The sequence below is a fragment of the Ignavibacteria bacterium genome (assembly GCA_025612375.1).
Taxonomy (GTDB): Bacteria; Bacteroidota; Ignavibacteria; order Ignavibacteriales; family SURF-24; genus JAAXKN01.
Window position 1 is genome coordinate 12,525 of record JAAXKN010000021.1, and the last position, 18,829, is coordinate 31,353.

Below are 18,829 nucleotides of genomic sequence, written 5' to 3' on the forward strand. Positions count from 1 at the left end.
TGTAATTTATTAATACAATGTAAGTGCAGGGTGAAACTGACGGTGCTTCCCCTGAAATTTCTACTCTACTGCACTCCGGCAGGCCGGTCCCTTCCGTCATCAACCTCCCGTTCCTCTTTTGCCTGATAACTATTGAATAAATAACTCAGTGATAACGCCAGATACCTGGAATTATGCGGCATGAAATGACCTTTGGAACTGAAATCATTTGCATAAGTTTCATAAATGACATCAGCTTTATTTAAGACGTCATATATCGATAACGTTACTCTTAAACTGTTAGCCAGAAACCGCCTTGAAAGTGAAATACCAAGATCCGTCGTGCTGCTCCTTTTATTTCTCTGCGACTTTGACTCCGGGCGGTAGGAAAACGACACGGATGCATTTGCCTTGTACCAGAGATTAAAGCTTGCGTATGAGGACAGGTAAAGGTTTGTCTTGTTTTCAGACAGGTCTTCCTGCATGTAAGTGCCTTTCTGTATGAACCTGCTTACATTTATTCTGGTATTCAGCGTCGGGAACCACTTAGGCAGTTGTACCGGCGAAGATTTCCCGCTGCTTAAGTTAAGGCTTAGCTCAATTCCAAATTCCTGCGTCTTTGGCCCGTTTATGTATGTGGAAAATAAAACCGTGTCCTGCATCATCGTCTGGGCGCTTATAATTTTGCCTTTCGAATCATAATAAAACAAAGTGAAGTACGGCATCAGCCCTGCGGAAATTGAATTTGTGTAAACAGGATCCAGCTTTGAATTTCCTTTGCTGGCTGAATAGGGAGAATTATTTCTCCTGAAGGGATTTAAATATCTCATCTCGGGCCTTTGTACCCTTCTGGAATAGTTTACAAAAAGCTGCATCATGTTTATGTTATATGAAAGATTAACAGACGGGTAAATACTGTAGTAATCTGTTGCAAAATTTTCTCCGCTTACTGTCTGCAGCCCTTCGGTATACGCTTTCTCTCCCCTGAGGCCAAGCCTGTAGTTGATGCCCAGGGCCTTACCCGAGTAAAGAAGATATACAGAATGAATACTCTCTTTATAATTAAACGTGTTGCTGAAATCCAGACTGTCCAGCCATGCATCCTGGAGGTAACTGAAATACAGGTTAGCGTATTCATTCGACCTGTTCCTGAACGTAAAGTTATAGCCGGTTTCAAACCTGGCCGACTTACTGAACGGATTCACATATGCCGCCTTAAAGATAGCGGTATTATTCTTCATCTGCTCATTCTGTTTCTGCAGATAAGGATAGTCTTTCCTGTAGTCATATTTAGTCGATATATTATAAAAATCATCCTGCCCTATATTTGCATAGTAAATGTCGGAAGTCACTTCGCAGCCTTCACTGTTTATCTTATTCCGGTAGAATCCGGTAAGTGTATAAGTGGCGTATTTTGTATCCTGGTCAGATCCGTAGCTGTATCTGGTATCCTGCAGCAGGTAACTTTCTCTGCGCAGTGAATTGTCAGAATAGTCTATATTCATTTTCTGATTTGTCATCGCAGTAGACAATGAAAAGAAATTGGATTCATCAGGCTCATAATCCATTCCGAGTTTCAGATCATAGAAATTGCTAAGCACACTTCCGTCGCCTGCTGATGTTGCAACGGATGTCCCGGCAGCGCTTTTCGAAATTAAGTACCGGCAGGAGGAAGATTTTTCTATATAATGTCCGTAAGTCAGATTTGTAAATATATTTATCTTCCCGCTTTTATAGTTCAGTGCTAAAGATGGCCTGGTATTTTCTTTGGAAGCTTGCCTTAAAGAGATGAAGCCGCTGAAAGAATCGAAGAGGTTCCTCTTTGAAATGAGGTTCAGAATTCCCGCATCGCCTTCAGGGTCGTCCTTGGCCGAAGGGGAAGAAACTACTTCAATTTTCTCAATCAGCTCTGCCGGCATCTGCGAAAGATACTCATCATTAAACTGGAAAGGCTTGCCGTCTACAAGTATTTTAACCCCGGCTCTTCCCCTGATCGTTATTTTGTTTGTAACAGGTTCAATCTCAACTGCCCCCACTGTTTTCAGGGCCTCGGCAACACTGGAAGGTGAAACGGGAAGTTTATCAATATTTATAACCTGCTTATCCACGTAATATTCAATCGGGGGCTTTTCTCCTTTAATTACTATGGTTTTCAGCGTAATTGAACCAGGGACTAATCTGATTTCCCCCAGGTTCAGTGTATCATTACCCGCAAAACTTACCTCAAAGCGCTTTGTCTCATAGCCTATCAGAGAAAACTGCACAACTGCGCTATCCGGCATAACTTTGCGGAGGGAAAAATATCCATTATTGTCAGAAATGGTACCTGCGGCAATTTTATTGCTGCTTTTGTTTATTACTGCCACTGTTACTCCGGGAAGCGGACTTTTAAGCAATTCACCATCAAGCACCCGGCCTTTAATTGAGAACGTTTTTCCGCTTTGAGAAAAAACAACTGAGGTACAAAACAGGACCAGAACAAGAATGAAATGTCGCATGAGATTATCCTTTTTTATGTGCAATTAGTACCTGAATAAACTGTATCCGCTAAAGGACGCCAAAATAAAAGCAAAATCATTCTTAATTTGAAAAGACCCCACCAGGCCGGTCTCATTGATGTCAACTGCAATATATAACTAAACTTTTAGTTAGTCAACGACTTTTTTAATCCCCTAACTATTTTTTTAGTAGAATTGTGATTTAAGCGGCGCCCTCAAGGAGCCTCGGAGAAAGAAAGAGGCCCCACACCCTTCTTCAGAGCTTCGGAGAAGCAAATTGTCTGTAGAAAAAGGATGATCAACAAAGAAAGCCGGAGCTCCGGAGGCGCGACTTGTATGCCGGGTATAAACATAAATTCAACATTCGGGTGGTGTCAGGAACCATTTCCTGACATCACCCGTCCGCCGCGCCATTAAAACAATCTTCTCCCCCTGTTTTATTTTCCTTAATATTCATTTATATTTTTTTATCGGATATTTCAATAATGTTACATAACCGGGAATAATATGAGATATAAAAAATTATGCAAAAACGGCCCCGAAGTCTCTGTAATCAGCTTCGGCGCCTGGGCTATCGGGGGACGCGACTGGGGTAAAACGGACGATAACCAGTCCATTGCTGCCATAAATGAGGCACTCGACCAGGGCGTTAATTTCCTCGATACGGCCGACGTCTACGGCTTCGGCCACTCCGAAGAACTTATTGCAAAAGTCCTCAAACAGCGCGGCAAAAACGGCATCTATGTCGCCACTAAGGCCGGCAGTGACTTCTATAATTATAAGGACGAAAAAGGGGAAGTGAAGATAACTCCTAACTATACAAAGGATTACCTCATTTCGGCAGCCGAGAAAAGCCTTAAAAGACTGAATGTAGATACGCTCGACCTCCTTCAGCTCCACAGCCCTTCAACGGACCTCCTTGAAAAAGACGACCCGTGGGAAGCCCTCTATCAGCTGAAAAAAGACGGCAAGATCAGACTCGCGGGCTTAAGCGTCCAGTCGTTTAAGGAAACCGAACAGGCATACCTGCTGGATAAATACAATGACATTCTGGACTGCCTCCAGGTGCGCTATAACCTCCTTGAAAGGGAAGCCGAAAAAGAACTCTTCCCCAAGGCTGAAAAGTACGGAATAGGCATAATTGCAAGAATACCTATGCTCTTCGGATTCTTAACGGGTAAATTCAGCCGCGATACGCGCTTTGAAGAAGGGGACCACAGAAGGTTCAACCTGTCCCCGGAGAAAATCGAGAAGTACTTTACCGGACTTGAAAGCTATGAGCCTTTGTATATGCTCCATCCGGAATACACAAAAGCGCAGATAAGCCTTGGCTTCTGCCTCATGCATCCTGCTGTCAGCACCGCAATTCCGGGCGGAAAAACCCCTCAGCAGGTCTCCGAGAACTGCGTCGCTGCCGAAATAGATCCTTCAATTTATAAAGAGCTCCTGTAAGGGCATAAAAAAAGCTGACATTTTACAAAATGTCAGCTTTAATTTTATATCAAAGATTTCTATCCTCTTCAATGGCTTAGTGGTGATGCCCGCCGTTGCCGTGAGCGTGTCCGTGAGCAAGCTCTTCAGCCGTAGCATCTCTTACATCCAGAAGTTCAAGATCAAATGTAAGTGCTTCGCCTGCCAGGGGATGATTAAAATCGAGTGTAATCTCATCACCTTCAATTTTTGCTATTACAAAAGGCAGCTGCTGGCCGTCAGGTGTATTTGCAACGTATTCCATTCCTTCTTCAAGCTTGCTGCCTTCAGGGAAATTGGAACGGTCTACAACCTGTACGGATTCAGGCTGATATTCACCATAAGCTTCTTCAGGAGAAAGAAATATTTCTTTTTTGCTTCCTATAATCATGCTGCTGATTTCTTCTTCCAGTTTTGGAAGAATCTGGTTTTGCCCGCTTAAAAATGAAAAAGGCTGTTCTTTAGTTGCAGAATCCAATACTTCGCCATTCTGATCCTTTAGGCTGTAAACAACAGTAACAACCTGATTCGGTTTTATTGGCATAAATTACTCCTCTAGAAAAATTATGATTGATATTTAAACATAAATAAACGCATTTTTCACAAAATAACCTATCCCAAAATGCAGGTTTGCTAAAATATTCATCTGTTTTAAGCTTTAATGATCATTGTAAAAACTTTACTCCCCTGCAAAAATTCACCCCCAAACATTGAATTTGTAAGACAAATACCTTAACTTTTTACCTTAACTAGTATAACCAGATGAAAGGCAAAATTGACAATAATCTTATAAGGTGTTGTAAGTAATGGAAAAACAGGAAGTCAGGCAAATCCTGCTCGTTGAAGATAACCTCGGCGATATCCGCCTTATTAAAGAAGTTTTTAACTACGGCAAGGTCCCCGTTAACCTCAACGTCGTCAATAACGGCGTCGACGCTGTCTCTTTCCTTAAACGGGATGAAAATTTCCCCGGCGCACCCAGGCCTGAACTTGTTATACTCGACCTTAATCTTCCAAAGAAAAACGGCAAGGAGGTCCTGGCAGATATCCGCGCCGATGAAGAGCTGAAAACCCTCCCCGTCATCGTCCTTACCTCCTCCGAGGCCGAAAGCGACGTGCAGATCTGCAAAAGCCTCAAAATTGAACGCTACTACACAAAACCGATGGAACTCGATAAGTTTGTCGGCGTAATTGAGGAAATTGAGGACTTTCTAATAAATAACAGAAATGGTAATTTAAACGGCAGCAATTAATTCTTTGCTGTTATCCGTTAAGCCGGCTATCCACGTTTTCTCAACACACTTTTTTAAAGGGGAATCTCCATGCTGAAAAAACTGACCTTAGCGCTTTTTCTTTTTGCCGCCACTTTGTCGGCCCAGGAAACTGACCTGAGCTACTTCGTCCAGAAGGCAACCGAAAACTATCAGAATAAAAATTATGCCGAATCGGCTAAAAACTTCAGACGGGCTCTCGAAATGGCCCCCCAGAGCCAGGCACTTAAATATAACCTCGCATGCGCAACCTGCCTTTCGGGCAATAATGAGGAAGCCCTGAAACTCCTGAATGAACTTGTGGACGCCGGAGGCGGTATGGACGCCGAAAATGACCCGGACTTTACTTCTCTTAGAAATACACCGGAGTTTAATGCACTACTGGAGAAAATTAAAAAACTTAAAGCTCCCATTGTAAACAGCTCAAAGGCTTTCACTGTCCACGAAAAAGACCTTATCCCCGAAGGAATTGCATACGACAGCAAAACAGGCAGCTTTTTCTTAAGCAGCCTCTATAAGGCAAAAATCCTTAAGATCAGCCCCGATGGAAAAACTGAAAACTTTACCTCGGAAAATCAGGACGGACTCTGGTCGGTTGTCGGCATGAAGGCCGACGCCGAAAAAGGACTCCTCTATGCCGCAAGCAGCTTTACCGCTACTATGAAAAATGCCGACCCAGGTGATCAGGGACGCGCAGGCATCTTTAAGTTCGATATAGCTTCGGGCAAACTGGTTAAAAAATATATAGCCCCCGGTAATAACCATTTCTTTAACGACCTCGCCTTTACTAAGGAAGGCGACATATATGTTACCGACAGCCAGTCACCCGCGGTATATTTTATTTCTAAGGATACCGATTCGCTTAAGCTCTACCTCAACCTTGCGGGCTTCCAGTACCCCAACGGTATTGCACTTAGCGACGACGGACAAAGCCTCTTTGTGGCTCATTCATCCGGTATATTAAAAGTGGACCTCAAAAAGAAAACATATTCCTCTGTTGTTGCCGCAGATAATATATCACTCGACTTCTGCGACGGCATGTACTTCTATAAAAACAGCCTAATAGGGGTCCAGAATTCCAACTTTAACCGCATCGCACGCTTCTACCTCGATAACACCCTGCGCAGGGTTACTAAAATGGAGGTCCTTGAAGCCAATAATCCCGATTTTATCATTCCCACAACCGGCACCATTAAAGGCGATGAACTTTATTTCATTGCAACAAGCCAGCTGAGAGCATTCGATGAAAACGGGAAAATATTCCCTGAAGAAAAGTTAAAAGACGTACTGATATTAAAACTAAAACTTTAAGGCTCTTAAATGACAAAAGACGAAATCCTGGAATTTATAAAAAGCAATTATAACGAGAAAAACGTTCAGGGAATGGCGCGCTTCGGCATCAGCTCCCTTAATACATACGGCGTACCGATGCCCAAACTCCGCTTTATGGCTAAGATGATAAGAAAAGACCACGCCCTGGCTCTGGAGCTCTGGAAAACCGGCATACACGAAGCCCGCATACTTGCTGCCCTCATCGACGATCCGCGGCAGGTGACTCCAAGACAGATGGAAGCGTGGGTGAAGGATTTTGAATCGTGGGACGTCTGCGACCAGACCTGCAGCAGCCTTTTCGATAAGACGCCCTATGCCTACGAAAAAGCTCTGGAATGGAGCGCGCGGGAAGAGGAATTTGTAAAAAGGGCAGGCTTTGTCCTAATGGCCACCCTCTCGGTGCACAACAAAAAAGCCGACGACGAAATGTTCATAGAGTTCTTGTCCATAATTGAAAGGGAAGCCTGCGACGAAAGGAACTTTGTCAAAAAAGCCGTAAACTGGGCCCTCCGTCAGATAGGAAAAAGAAACATCAGGCTTACCCCTCAAGCCATAAGAAGCGCCGAAAAAATCCAAAAAATGGATTCCAAAGCCGCCCGCTGGGTCGCCCGCGACGCCCAGCGCGAGCTCACCAACGAAAAAATCCTTGCAAGGATCAAAGATTAGCTAAATTGCCACGGTGAATTGCCACGGCCTTCAGGCCGTGGTCCCGGATATTCCCATCCCCCTCTGGCCTTTAGCCCCAGATTATTCGTCGACAATCCGGGGCTAAAACTAACTCAATTCGTCGGCAATGTCTTAAACGTGAACCACCAATCAAACCCTTCCTCTGTCTTCACGCGCTCTTCCGCCCCAACAACGTCCTTAGGCGGAGGATTAATAACCTTGTCGCCAATAAGCTCATTATTCGGCCAGTTCTCAGGCATTGCAACCTTCTTCTCATCCGCAATCTGAAGTGCTTTCAGTGCCCTCAGTACTTCATTGATCTGACGGCCAACTTCCTGCGGGTAATAAATCATCAGCCTTATAATTCCCTTGGGATCGATGATGAAAACAGCCCTTACGGTATTCGTCCCCTTTTCCGGATGCACCATCCCCAGCTTCATTGCAACTTTGCCCAAATCGTCTGCAATTACCGGGAAGGGGATTTCAGTGTTAAGCTTTTCCTTCATCCACTCAATCCACTTTATGTGCGAGAACACCTGGTCTATTGAAAGCCCTATCAGCTGCGCATTAAGTTTCTTAAATTCCTCGTCTTTCCTTGCAAATGCAATGAATTCCGTTGTGCATACCGGCGTGAAATCTGCCGGGTGGCTGAACAGAACAATCCATTTCCCCTGAAAATCCTGCGGAATCTTAAAAAATCCGCGCGTTGTCTGAACCTCCAGCTCGGGGAACTTCTCTCCAATCAAAGGAATGCCAATTCTGGTTTCTTGCGTCATTTCCATAACATACCTCATTTAATTTGTTTGTAAAACGAAGCTATTTATATATAAAGAAAGTGGAGCCTCATTATCCCGGATGGATCATCTTTTATCCTAAAGTAACGTTTCCCTATATAAATGCAAGTCAGGAAGAATTCTTCCTCCGCTTTACCTTTAACTTTCCCCATTTAATTCTTAAATTTGTAAACATAACAAACACAGGAAAACAATGATCAGTAAGGATTTATTGGATATACTCTGCTGCCCGGAAACTAAGGCCGACCTGGTGCTGGACGGCAACTACCTGGTTTCAGTGGATAAAGCTACACGCAGGCGCTACAGAATTGAAGACGATATCCCAATCATGCTTGTCGAGGAATCTGAACAGCTCGATATGGACACGTGGATGGAAATAATGAAGCGCCACGGCAGGAAAATTGAAGACTAATTTAATTAAGGTGAACGGAATTGATTATTAAAACCTCTCCCGACGAGATTGAAAACTACCTTTCAGATGCCGCCAACGTTAAGGGATTCTGCGAGGCGGTGTATTTCCCCGAAAATGAAAACGACGTAAAGAATGCCCTGAAAGAGGCCCTTTCTAAAAATACACCCGTTACTGTCTCCGGCAACGGCACGGGACTTACAGGCGCCCGCGTGCCCCGCGGAGGCGTCGTAATTTCAACGGAAAAAATGAATAAGGTCCTCGAAATAAATAAAGAAGAAAAATACGCCCTCATACAGCCTGCGGTAATTCTTAAGGACTTTCAGGAAATGGTGGAAAGCCAGGCGCTCTTCTACCCCCCCGACCCTACGGAAAGAAACTGCTTTGTAGGCGCAACCGTTGCGACAAATTCCTCGGGGGCAAGAACATTTAAATACGGCCCTACACGCAATTACGTGCTTGAAATTAGAGTCGTGCTCTCAAACGGCGAGACTCTTCACCTCACACGCGGCAAAGAAAAGGCAGAAGGCCTTAAACTAAGCCTTAAAACTGAAGAGGGAAGTGTAATAGATCTTGATATACCCAACTACTCAATGCCCAAAACAAAACATGCCGCAGGCTACTATGTAAAACCCGGCATGGATGCCATAGACCTCTTTATAGGCTCTGAAGGCACACTCGGCATTATTACAGAAATTAAGCTGAAACTCCTGGACCTGCCCGAGAACATACTCTCGGCAGTTATATTTTTTGACAACGAGGACGACGGACTTAACTTTATTGCCGGGGCCAGAAAGCTTTCATACGAAAGCCGCACCTCATCAGATAAGAACGGCCTCGATGCTCAGGGACTCGAGTACTTCGACTTCCACTCACTTAAATTCATGCGCGATGAATATCCCCAGATACCTGAAAGCGCCCATGCTGCGGTCTGGTTTGAACAGGAAATTACTTCTGAAAATGAAGAAACCCTTTTTGAAAAATGGATGGAGCTCATAACTGAATTTAACGGAAACGAGGAAACAGCATGGTTTGCTTCAAATAAAACTGACCTGGAACGCTTTAAGGATTTCCGGCACGCAATATCGTGGAAGGTGAGCGAGTACATTGCAAGAAAAGGCATTACAAAAGTCGGCACAGACATTGCCGTACCCGATGAAGCCTTCAAGGGTTTTTACCATGAGCTCCAGAGTAAAGTTGAAAATGCAGGCCTGAATTACATTATCTATGGCCACTTCGGAAACTCCCACGCGCACCTGAATATGCTTCCAGAAAACGAAGATCAGTTCAAAGAAGCCAAAAAGCTTTACATGGAAATATGCAGAAGGGCAGTGGAACTAAAAGGCACCATCTCAGCCGAGCACGGCGTAGGCAAGCTGAAGAAAGAATATTTGATGATGATGTACGGCGAAGAAAACATAAAACAGATGGCCCATTTGAAAATGTCCCTCGATCCGAATAAACTCCTCGGCCTCGGCAACATTTTTGACGAGAAATATTTGTCGGTGTAAAAAAATATTTATCCTCTATGACTAGCCCCGACCTTTTAGGTCGGGGTTTAATGATCCCAAACAAACCCTCTGGGCTTTAGCCCCCGATCCTCCGTCTCATGGCTATTCAAAAAAACAATGACGCCATCCGGAGATGACGCCATTTTCAATTTATATCACCGCCTTCACCGCCTCATAATGCGCCTTAACGGTCTTATCCAGATCCTCTGTCGTATGCGCCGTCGAAACAAACATCGCCTCAAACTGCGCCGGCGCAAGATATACACCGCGCTTTAACATCTCGTGGAAATACCTTCCGTACATCGCGGTATCCGACTTAACTGCACTTGCAAAATTCGTAACCGTGCCTTCGGTAAAGAACATGCACATCATAGAACCCACACGGTTCCATGCGAAATTCTTTCCCAGTGACTTCAGATTCTCCTGCATCCCTTCTTCAAGATACTTCGACTTCTCTTCCAGCACAGTGTAAACCTCAGGATGATCCTTAATATAAGTAAGCGTCGCATAACCTGCCGACATTGCAAGCGGGTTGCCGCTTAATGTCCCTGCCTGATATATGGGGCCCGAAGGCGCAACCATTTCCATAATATCCTTCCTTCCCCCGAATGCCCCAACAGGAAGCCCTGAACCTATAATCTTGCCGAACGTTGAAAGGTCAGGCTTAATCCCCAGTATCTCCTGAGCTCCTCCTCTTGCAACACGGAAGCCCGTCATAACCTCGTCAAAAATGAGCACTATGCCTTCTTCCTCACATAAGGTCTTTAACTCCTTAAGAAAGATTTTGTCAATCTTAACTACACCCATGTTTCCTGCAACGGGCTCAATTATAACCGCTGCAATCTGTCCCTTATTTGCCTGCACAAGCTTCTTTACAGAATCTATGTTATTGTAATCTGCAACCAGCGTGTCGGCTGCGTTTCCCTGCGTTACACCGGGACTCGTGGGAGTGCCCAGGGTAAGTGCTCCCGAGCCCGCCTTGATCAAAAAGTAATCGGCGTGACCGTGATAGCAGCCTTCAAACTTTATGAACTTTTCTCTTTTAGTAAATCCTCTTGCCGCCCTTACAGCGCTCATTGTGGCTTCGGTGCCGCTGTTAACCATTCTTACCATCTCAACCGAAGGCACCAGCTCTGCAATCAGCTTTGCCATATCAACTTCCAGCTCTGTGGGAGCCCCGAAGCTTGTTCCGTTTTCAATTGCCTTAAGCAGCGCATTTTTAATAAAATCCGGGTTATGCCCAAAGAGGTGCGGGCCCCAGCTTCCAATGTATTCCACATATTCATTGCCGTCAACATCCTCAATCTTCGAGCCGTATCCCTTTGTAATAAAAAGCGGACTGCCGCCTACCGACTTGAACGCCCTTACCGGGGAATTAACGCCGCCCGGTATATATTTTTTCGCTTCTTCAAAAAGCTTTTCACTTTTCTGAATATTCATTCTCTCGTTCCCTGGAATTAATTAAAAATTATTACCGCAAATATATTAAATTAAAAACTAAAACCCCTATCTCTGCGCCCGCAGCTTTGGCATCCTGATGAAAACAAACAGCGCAAATAAAATAAGAATCACCGAGTTAATTACAATAGCCTCGGGCTCACCCAGATGCTCGGCTAAGAAACCTATCAGCAGTGAACCAATCGGCATGAAACCGAAAAACGATATGCTGTAGATACCCATAACTCTTCCGCGGAATTCATCTGAAACCAGCGTCTGCACCAGCGCATTTACCACATTCATAACTAAAATCGATGCCGCCCCAATCGCTACAAGCATAAGAAGCGAAAGCGGCATCCACCTCACAAAAGAAAATGCCAGGAGCGAAAGCGGGAATGCGAACGTCCCGAAATTCACCATCTTACCCTTGCTCATATAATGCGAAACCGAAGCTATAAATAAGGCGCTTATGAGTGCACCTAAACCCCTTGCCGACTGCAGCAGGCCGTTCGTCGTTGCATCTCCGTGAAGTATCTTTACCGCCCAGGCCGGCACCAGCGTCGCAAACGATATTCCGAAAAGTCCAATAAAAGTAATGAGCGCAATAAGCACAAGAATCATCCTCTGCCCCTTAAGGTACTTTACGCCTTCCTTCAGATCGGCTATTGCGGACTTGCGCACTTCCGGTTTTGTCACCGGCTTAAGCTTCATCATAAAAAGCGCTGCAATCACGCCTAAAAACGATACGCCGTTAATTGTAAAGCACCAGGCGGGACCGAATACTGCATAAGTAACTCCGGCCACTGCAGGCCCAACTGCCGTAGCCGCATTGAACATCGTGGAATTAAGCGCTATTGCATTAACCAGATCCTCGCGCTCAACCATCTCAAGCACAAACGACTGCCTCGCCGGCGAATCAAAAGCGTTTGCAACGCCAAGCCCTAAGGCCAGAACAACAACGTGCCACGCTTCAACTATTCCCATAAATGTCAGCGCGGCAAGTATAAATGCCAGTATCATCATTACAGTCTGCGTAACAAGCAGTATGGTCCTCCTCGGCACGCGGTCTGCAACAACGCCCCCGTAAACCATAAAAAGCCATGCCGGAATGCCCGAGGCAAATCCCACGTAGCCCAGATAGACAGGGGAGTGCGTCAGCTCATAGACGAGATACCCTGTTGCAGTCGTCTGCATCCACGACCCGAACATGGAAGTCATCTGCCCCCAGAACCACAGCCTGTAATTCCTGTGCCTCAAAGCCGAGAAAGTCTGCCTGAAACTAACCTTCCTCTCCTTAGCAACCGTATTTGTATTTTCTTTAATATCTTCTTTCATATTCAATAAAGCCTGGTAAAGATAGAGGTAAAGGTAAATAAGTCAAATTATTAATCTTTACCTCTTTTCTGCCTTACCGTCGAACGTTGAACGTCGAACGTCGAACGTCAATACGTTATCTCCGCCCCCTGAAACAGATCCCTTATAAAATTAAACTCCTCATCCGTTAGCGGCTTGTCGGCGGCTTCCAGATTTACCATTACCTGCTTTAAGTTCCTGAAACCCGGTATTACTGCTGCAACTACTTTGTAATGAAGCAGATACTGCAGGGCCGCCCTCGAAAGCTCTTCTGTATTTGACCCGAACTTCTCCTTCAATGCCTCAACCTTCGGCTCAAGCTTCTCCAGATTCTCTACAGTAAACCTCTTTGCGTGCTCACGGTGGTCTCCTGCCTCAAACTTCGGGGGATTGTTCTTGCTGTACTTTCCTAATAATAACCCTTGAGCTACAGGACCAAATGCCACAAACGAAATCCCGTTCTTCTCAAGAAGCTTTCTTACAGGAGTCCCATCCGCAACATAATGATCATCCAGGGCATTGGCTGATGACTGAAGTACTTCAGGCTTAACTACCGGCACAAGCTTCTCAAAATCACTGTTTGAATAAGCCGACTGCCCGATAACCCTTATCTTTCCTTCCTCCTTCAGACGCCTCATTACCTCAACGGCATCGTTTAAGTACATGTCGCCCTGCCCGAAATCCCCGTGATGGAAATAATAAATATCTATATAGTCTCTCTTCAGGTTTACCAGCGACTGCTCGCACTGGTGCCTTATATGCTGAGGCTCATAGGCGTGCGCTGCGGTCCCTGGGAACCAGCCCACCTTGGTTGCAATAACCACACTATTTCTTCTTTCGCCAAGCACCTTCGAAAGCATCCTCTCGGCGCGCCCGTTCCCATAAACGTCGGCGTTGTCAAAATGATTTACTCCGTGCTCCAGCGCGTAATTAACGGCTTCTGTAACTTCTTTTTCATCCACGTTTGCCCAACCGTTGGGAGTTCCGTTTACCCAGTTAAGGCCCCCAAGCGTCCAGCAGCCGAGGCTTATTTCCGAAACTTCAATATTGCTTTTGCCAACTTTCCGGTATTTCATTTTATTCCTCTCTTTTTATAACAGTTTAATTAAAATGAACCTTCCAAACAACTCAAATAAAAAATGGAAGACGAAAAAAATCATCTTCCATTTCTTCTGAAATTTATATCCGCAGAATACTACTTGGTTCTTTCAAGAACCTTCACCACATCCTTTGCGAAATAGGTGATGATCATGTCCGCTCCCGCTCTTTTAATTGCAATGAGCGACTCCATCATAACCCTTTCCCCGTCAACCCAGCCGTTCTGTGCAGCTGCCTTAATAAGCGAGTATTCGCCGCTTACCTGGTATGCGGCCGTTGGCATTCCAAACCTTTCCTTTACGCGGTAGATGATATCGAGGTACGCCCCGGCAGGTTTAACCATAACCATGTCGGCTCCTTCCTCAATGTCTGACTCCACTTCCCTCAAGGCTTCCTCAGCATTTGCAACGTCCATCTGGTGCGAACGTCTGTCGCCGAAGGCTGGAGTGGATTCAGCTGCATCCCTGAAAGGCCCGTAGAAGCCTGATGCATACTTTGCTGCATAACTCATAATAGGGATCTTTGTAAAGCCCTTATAGTCGAGTGCTTTTCTGATGGCATATATTCTTCCGTCCATCATATCCGACGGCGCAATAATGTCTGCTCCGGCCTCGGCGTGCGAAACAGCTTCCTTTGCAAGAAGACTTACAGTCTCATCATTTAACACTTCCTCGCCGTTAAGAAGGCCGCAGTGCCCGTGTGAAGTATATTCGCAGAGGCATACGTCTGTAATTACAAGCAGGTTTTTTACTTCAGCCTTTATTGCGCGTATTGCCTGCTGAATAATGCCGTTCTCGGCATAAGCCTCGGAACCCTGCTCGTCCTTGTGCTCCGGAATACCGAAAAGAAGAACCGCAGGAATACCCATTTGGGCTACTTCCTGGCATTCCTTTACTGCAACATCAACTGACATCTGGTATACGCCGGGCATCGATTTAATTTCATGCTTTATGTTCTCCCCATGAACTACAAAAAGGGGATAGATAAGATCGCTTTTATTTATGTGTGTTTCACGCACCATGTCCCTTATTATGGGATCATAGCGCAGTCGCCTTAATCTTTTAGACGGGTAAACAGCCATTTCTAACTCCAATATTAAATTTGTTTTTATTCAGAGGGCGGAAAAGCTTTCCGTCCTTATTAACTTAATTTTATTATAACAGCGCAAGGGCTCTTCTGTAAACCACTTCCGAGTTTTTAATGCAGTCGCCTACAGAGATTCCGCCCCTGTAGTTGCCGCTTAAAAGTATTCCCCTGTGGGCTTTTTCAAACTCTTCGAAATACTTTTCATGCTCAATGTAGCCCAGATTGTACTGAGGGATTGCCTTGGGCCACATCCTGTCTGTCCTGTACTGCGGCATCCCCGTTATTTTCATAACTTCCTGAAACTCTTTTAACACCTGGCGAATCAGGTCTTCCTTATTCATCTCATCAAAAAGCTGCGGTGATCTTGCACCGCCTACAAAAATTGTAAATGACGCAAAGCCCTCGGGTGCCCTGTTAGGAAATATTACCGAGCTCCATATTGCGCCCAGATACGATTTATTCTCTTTCTGCGGAATTAAATACCCGAAGCCGTCCAGTGGCTGCCCTATTGACTCTTCCTTGTAGCCCAGATAGAGCACCATAACAGGCGGATAATAAATTGATTTCAGATGACTGAACAGGTTTTGATCCATTCCCTGGAACAGGTAGCCCGCAGCATGCGCCGGAAGGGTTGAAATTACAACGTCTGCTGAAACCGTCTCTTCCGTGCCGTTTTTCTTGTACTTTACTTCGTACGTGCTTCCGCTTTTTTTGATGTCTGTTACTTCGGCGCTGAGTATAACATTGTCCTTCATCGTTGAGGCAATAGTCTTCGGAAATGTCTGCATGCCGTTCTTGAAGGAAAACATTCTTGCGCTCTGCTTCGACTTCTCGGCATTCTGCTTCCTTTCCTTTGCGCCCTTTATCATTCCTTTTATAAGGCCGCCGTACTCTTCCTCCAGACGGTAAAGCTTGGGGAAAGCCGACTTTACGCTCAGCTCATCCGGGTTGCCTGCAAAGACCCCGGCTACAAAGGGATTAATGGCATAATCCAGAAACTCCTGCCCCAGACGCCTTTTTACAAAATCGGCAATCGACTGGTAGTATCCGTCGTTGGATTTTCCTACGAACGGTTCCTTCAGGAGCCTCAGCTTTCCCTGCGCCGAAAACAGACCTGTACTGAGAAATTTAATGGGATCCGTAGGAAGCGCGTGCAGCTTTCCGTCCCTTAAAATATATCTCTTATTTCCTTCAGAACTGGCATAGATCATTTCATCAGAAATACCTGTTTCCTCAACTATCTGACGTATGAGGGGAGTTGTCTCAAGTCCGCTGTTCGGACCGTAATCCACAAGAAATTCATTATCCCAGGTGCTCATCATTGCACCGCCCGGTTCACTTCCTTTTTCAATTACGGTAACATCAACACCGTCTTTTTTCAACCAGTAGGCCGCAGCCAGCCCGGATATTCCGGCACCAAGTATAACCACTTTTTTGTTCATTGTCTTCCGGATTTATTTGTACATTTATTTGAATGTTCAGGAATATTAAACTTTTTCCGCACCGTTTAACTTCTTCAATACTTCCTCACACAACGCCTCAACAAAAAGAGACGATTCATTCAATCCCGTCATTACAACGTAATTCTCTATACCTGCCTTATCTGCTATGTGCCTGTACTCAATCCCTAACTCATAAAGAGTCTCAACATGATCCGATACAAAACTTACGGGAATTAAAAGCAGATGCTTTTTCCCCGCCTGCGCCATCTCCTGAATCTTATCCTTCGTCGATGGCTCAAGCCACTTGATGGGACCAACCTTGCTCTGGAAACACTCCACAAACTCATGCGAGTTCTTCCTTTCTTCCATTACAGCCTTAACCGTCTTCTTTATCTGGTGACTGTAAGGGTCTCCTCTTTTTACATAGCTTACCGGAGTTCCGTGCGCGCTGAATACCAGCACCACGTCTTTTCTTACATCCTCCGGAAACTTTAACAGGGCTTCATCAATCCTTTCATTGATCGCCCTTATATATGCCGAATTGTCAAAATAATCGTTAACGGGAATAACCCTGGCCGCGCTGTTCTTAAACGCCCTGTTCCATTCATTAAATGAGGAGCCCGTAGTGGAGCTGGAAAAGTGGGGATACAGTGGAAGCAGTACAACCTCCTCATAACCCTTCTCCGCAACCTCTGCGGCAACTTTGTCCGTAAGAGGATTCCAGTACCTCATTGCGGTATATACATCCGCATCCACGCCTGACTTCCTTAAACTCTCTTCCAGGCTTTTTCTCTGCAGCTCCGTCCAGTAGCCTATGGGCGACTTGCCGCCAATAAGTTTGTACTCTTCTACAACCTTCGGAGCCCTTCTTCCTGCGATAACCTTTGCCATAAAATCCTGGAACGGCAGATTGAATATATCCGTATCACTGAACAGATTCTTTAAGAACGGCTCAACAGCCTCCAGCGAATCCGGCCCCCCCAGATTAAACAGCACTACCGCAGTTTTCGTCATACAGTCCTCGAATATTTTGCGGTATCTTCTTTTCTTTCAATATAGCCGTCAAAGTTCATTGCAATGTTCCTTATAAGAAGCCTTCCCATTTCTGTAACCTGAACCTTCTCATTCGTTACGGAAACAAGCCCGTCGCCAATCATCTCCTTCAGGTTGTTGAGCCCCCATGCAAAGTACTCGCGGAAATTAATCTTAAACTCGTTTTCAATCTTTGGTATATCAAGCTCAAAGTCGCACATAAGCCTCATTATAACCTGATGCCTCAGGTAATCATCATCGCTCAGGCGGTAGCCCTTCATAACCGGAAGCACTTCGCTGTCAATTGCCTGAAAATACTCTTTCTCCGTTTTATAATTCTGCGCGTAAATTCTCTGAAGCTGGCTTATAGCAGTAATGCCCATTGCATAAAGATCTGCTCCCGCGTGGGTCGAATAACCCTGGAAATTCCTGTAGAGCTTTTTCTCACGCAATGCAACTGCAAGCTCGTCGTCGGGCTTTGCAAAGTGATCCATGCCTATAAAGACATATCCTGCCGAAGTAAGCTTTTCAACCGTCATCTTTAATATCTGAAGCTTCTCTTCAGCCTGCGGAAGATCCTCTGCGTGAATTAATGCCATGTGTTTCTTAAGCCACGGAAGGTGCGCATAATTAAATACCGCAATCCTGTCGGGCGAAATATCTATTACCTTATCCACCGTCTGTGCAAACGTTTCAATTGTCTGGAAGGGGAGCCCGTACATAAGATCGAGATTAATGCTGTGGAATCCCAGCTCACGCACCCACTGGACGGTCTGCCTTGTAATATCCTCGGGCTGAATTCTGTTTACAGCCTTCTGCACCTTCTCGTCAAAATCCTGTACTCCCATGCTTATCCTGTTAAAGCCGCCTTCGCGCAAAGCCGCAACGTGCTCCCGCGTAAGATCCCTCGGGTCAATTTCGCATCCGGCCTCAATGTCGCTTTTGAAACTAAACGACTGGCTGATGTATTTAATGAGGTCTGCAATTTCATCGGGATTCAGGTGCGTCGGTGTTCCGCCGCCCCAGTGCAGCTGTGCAACCTTCCTGTCAGGAAGAATATAAGCTCTCAGCATGTCAATTTCTTTCTTAAGGTACTTAACGTACTCTTTCACCCTGTCACGGTTGCGTGTAACAAGCATGTTGCATCCGCAGAAGTAGCACAGCGTGTCGCAGAAAGGAATATGATAATAAAGTGAAAGATCAGGCAGATTCTGTCCGTAATTTGTTTTAATTATTTCATCCAGATACTGCTCGTGCTTAAAACTGTCATTGAACTGCGGCGCCGTGGGATAACTGGTATAACGCGGCCCCGGCTTATCGTACTTCTTTATCATATCCAAATCTATCGTAAACATCTTTCTTTTCTCCATTATTAAAATTCTTTATTTTGTCCCGATTCAATCTGGGGCTAAAGCCCCAACGAGAGAGGGGGAATTCCGATCCACGAGCTA

General features: G+C 45.3%; 16 protein-coding genes. 6 read left to right on the plus strand and 10 right to left on the minus strand.

The genetic code is table 11. The annotated features are described in order from the left end of the window. Nucleotides 1-65 precede the first annotated feature (65 nt). Nucleotides 66-2,477: an outer membrane beta-barrel protein gene (locus tag HF312_12870; GenBank protein ID MCU7521104.1), complete on the minus strand. Its 2,412-nt coding sequence runs from the start codon at nt 2,475-2,477 to the stop codon at nt 66-68. Nucleotides 2,478-2,984: 507 nt separating this feature from the next. On the opposite strand from HF312_12870, the gene HF312_12875 reads away from it, so the two are divergent. After that, nucleotides 2,985-3,929 carry an aldo/keto reductase gene (locus tag HF312_12875; protein ID MCU7521105.1) on the plus strand — a complete coding sequence of 315 codons (945 nt, stop codon included), beginning with the start codon at nt 2,985-2,987 and terminating at the stop codon, nt 3,927-3,929. 76 nt (nt 3,930-4,005) lie between these two features. On the opposite strand, the gene HF312_12880 is transcribed toward HF312_12875, so the two are convergent. After that, the gene (locus HF312_12880) at nt 4,006-4,491 is read right to left on the minus strand and encodes a peptidylprolyl isomerase (GenBank protein ID MCU7521106.1); all 486 of its coding nucleotides are present in this window, start codon (nt 4,489-4,491) and stop codon (nt 4,006-4,008) included. Between the two features lie 262 nt (nt 4,492-4,753). On the opposite strand from HF312_12880, the gene HF312_12885 reads away from it, so the two are divergent. The 3 genes from HF312_12885 (at nt 4,754) to HF312_12895 (ending at nt 7,216) form a co-directional block, all read left to right on the plus strand. Beyond that, nucleotides 4,754-5,200: a response regulator gene (locus HF312_12885; GenBank protein MCU7521107.1), complete on the plus strand. Its 447-nt coding sequence runs from the start codon at nt 4,754-4,756 to the stop codon at nt 5,198-5,200. Nucleotides 5,201-5,269: 69 nt separating this feature from the next. Next, a complete protein-coding gene (locus HF312_12890; GenBank protein MCU7521108.1) occupies nt 5,270-6,529 on the plus strand; it encodes a tetratricopeptide repeat protein in 1,260 nt (419 codons plus the stop codon). A 9-nt stretch (nt 6,530-6,538) separates the two neighbouring features. Next, the gene (locus HF312_12895; protein ID MCU7521109.1) at nt 6,539-7,216 is read left to right on the plus strand and encodes a DNA alkylation repair protein; all 678 of its coding nucleotides are present in this window, start codon (nt 6,539-6,541) and stop codon (nt 7,214-7,216) included. A gap of 113 nt (nt 7,217-7,329) precedes the next feature. Here the strand turns inward: HF312_12895 and HF312_12900 are convergent, their stop codons facing one another. Then, a complete protein-coding gene (locus HF312_12900) occupies nt 7,330-7,992 on the minus strand; it encodes a peroxiredoxin (protein ID MCU7521110.1) in 663 nt (220 codons plus the stop codon). Between the two features lie 211 nt (nt 7,993-8,203). On the opposite strand from HF312_12900, the gene HF312_12905 reads away from it, so the two are divergent. Together HF312_12905 and HF312_12910 are read left to right on the plus strand one after the other, a co-directional pair. Then, entirely contained in the window at nt 8,204-8,422 is a 219-nt protein-coding gene (locus HF312_12905) for a hypothetical protein (GenBank protein ID MCU7521111.1), read from the plus strand. 20 nt (nt 8,423-8,442) lie between these two features. Continuing rightward, on the plus strand, nt 8,443-9,930 hold the full coding sequence (locus tag HF312_12910) for an FAD-binding oxidoreductase (GenBank protein MCU7521112.1): 1,488 nt from the start codon (nt 8,443-8,445) through the stop codon (nt 9,928-9,930). A 150-nt stretch (nt 9,931-10,080) separates the two neighbouring features. Here the strand turns inward: HF312_12910 and hemL are convergent, their stop codons facing one another. From hemL to hemN, 7 genes are all read right to left on the minus strand, one after another. Continuing rightward, nucleotides 10,081-11,370, minus strand: a complete 1,290-nt coding sequence (gene hemL / locus HF312_12915; GenBank protein MCU7521113.1) for a glutamate-1-semialdehyde 2,1-aminomutase — start codon at nt 11,368-11,370, stop codon at nt 10,081-10,083. A gap of 66 nt (nt 11,371-11,436) precedes the next feature. Further along, nucleotides 11,437-12,702: an MFS transporter gene (locus tag HF312_12920; protein MCU7521114.1), complete on the minus strand. Its 1,266-nt coding sequence runs from the start codon at nt 12,700-12,702 to the stop codon at nt 11,437-11,439. 107 nt (nt 12,703-12,809) lie between these two features. After that, complete coding sequence (locus HF312_12925; GenBank protein MCU7521115.1) at nt 12,810-13,796, minus strand: aldo/keto reductase; 987 nt, start codon at nt 13,794-13,796, stop codon at nt 12,810-12,812. 119 nt (nt 13,797-13,915) lie between these two features. Further along, nucleotides 13,916-14,899: a porphobilinogen synthase gene (gene hemB / locus HF312_12930; GenBank protein MCU7521116.1), complete on the minus strand. Its 984-nt coding sequence runs from the start codon at nt 14,897-14,899 to the stop codon at nt 13,916-13,918. A 73-nt stretch (nt 14,900-14,972) separates the two neighbouring features. After that, nucleotides 14,973-16,346: a protoporphyrinogen oxidase gene (gene hemG / locus HF312_12935; GenBank protein MCU7521117.1), complete on the minus strand. Its 1,374-nt coding sequence runs from the start codon at nt 16,344-16,346 to the stop codon at nt 14,973-14,975. A gap of 45 nt (nt 16,347-16,391) precedes the next feature. Further along, complete coding sequence (hemH, locus tag HF312_12940; protein ID MCU7521118.1) at nt 16,392-17,360, minus strand: ferrochelatase; 969 nt, start codon at nt 17,358-17,360, stop codon at nt 16,392-16,394. After that, a complete protein-coding gene (gene hemN, locus HF312_12945; protein ID MCU7521119.1) occupies nt 17,357-18,733 on the minus strand; it encodes an oxygen-independent coproporphyrinogen III oxidase in 1,377 nt (458 codons plus the stop codon). Before hemN ends, hemH begins: the two co-directional genes overlap by 4 nt. Nucleotides 18,734-18,829: the final 96 nt, after the last annotated feature.

Excerpts from the sequence above, each read along its gene's own strand:
- HF312_12870 (MCU7521104.1), bottom strand. The coding sequence starts at position 2,477 with ATGCGACATTTCATTCTTGTTCTGGTCCTGTTTTGTACCTCAGTTGTT.
- HF312_12875 (MCU7521105.1), top strand. The coding sequence starts at position 2,985 with ATGAGATATAAAAAATTATGCAAAAACGGCCCCGAAGTCTCTGTAATC.
- HF312_12880 (MCU7521106.1), bottom strand. The coding sequence starts at position 4,491 with ATGCCAATAAAACCGAATCAGGTTGTTACTGTTGTTTACAGCCTAAAG.
- HF312_12885 (MCU7521107.1), top strand. The coding sequence starts at position 4,754 with ATGGAAAAACAGGAAGTCAGGCAAATCCTGCTCGTTGAAGATAACCTC.
- HF312_12890 (MCU7521108.1), top strand. The coding sequence starts at position 5,270 with ATGCTGAAAAAACTGACCTTAGCGCTTTTTCTTTTTGCCGCCACTTTG.
- HF312_12895 (MCU7521109.1), top strand. The coding sequence starts at position 6,539 with ATGACAAAAGACGAAATCCTGGAATTTATAAAAAGCAATTATAACGAG.
- HF312_12900 (MCU7521110.1), bottom strand. The coding sequence starts at position 7,992 with ATGACGCAAGAAACCAGAATTGGCATTCCTTTGATTGGAGAGAAGTTC.
- HF312_12905 (MCU7521111.1), top strand. The coding sequence starts at position 8,204 with ATGATCAGTAAGGATTTATTGGATATACTCTGCTGCCCGGAAACTAAG.
- hemL (MCU7521113.1), bottom strand. The coding sequence starts at position 11,370 with ATGAATATTCAGAAAAGTGAAAAGCTTTTTGAAGAAGCGAAAAAATAT.
- HF312_12920 (MCU7521114.1), bottom strand. The coding sequence starts at position 12,702 with ATGAAAGAAGATATTAAAGAAAATACAAATACGGTTGCTAAGGAGAGG.
- HF312_12925 (MCU7521115.1), bottom strand. The coding sequence starts at position 13,796 with ATGAAATACCGGAAAGTTGGCAAAAGCAATATTGAAGTTTCGGAAATA.
- hemB (MCU7521116.1), bottom strand. The coding sequence starts at position 14,899 with ATGGCTGTTTACCCGTCTAAAAGATTAAGGCGACTGCGCTATGATCCC.
- hemG (MCU7521117.1), bottom strand. The coding sequence starts at position 16,346 with ATGAACAAAAAAGTGGTTATACTTGGTGCCGGAATATCCGGGCTGGCT.
- hemH (MCU7521118.1), bottom strand. The coding sequence starts at position 17,360 with ATGACGAAAACTGCGGTAGTGCTGTTTAATCTGGGGGGGCCGGATTCG.
- hemN (MCU7521119.1), bottom strand. The coding sequence starts at position 18,733 with ATGTTTACGATAGATTTGGATATGATAAAGAAGTACGATAAGCCGGGG.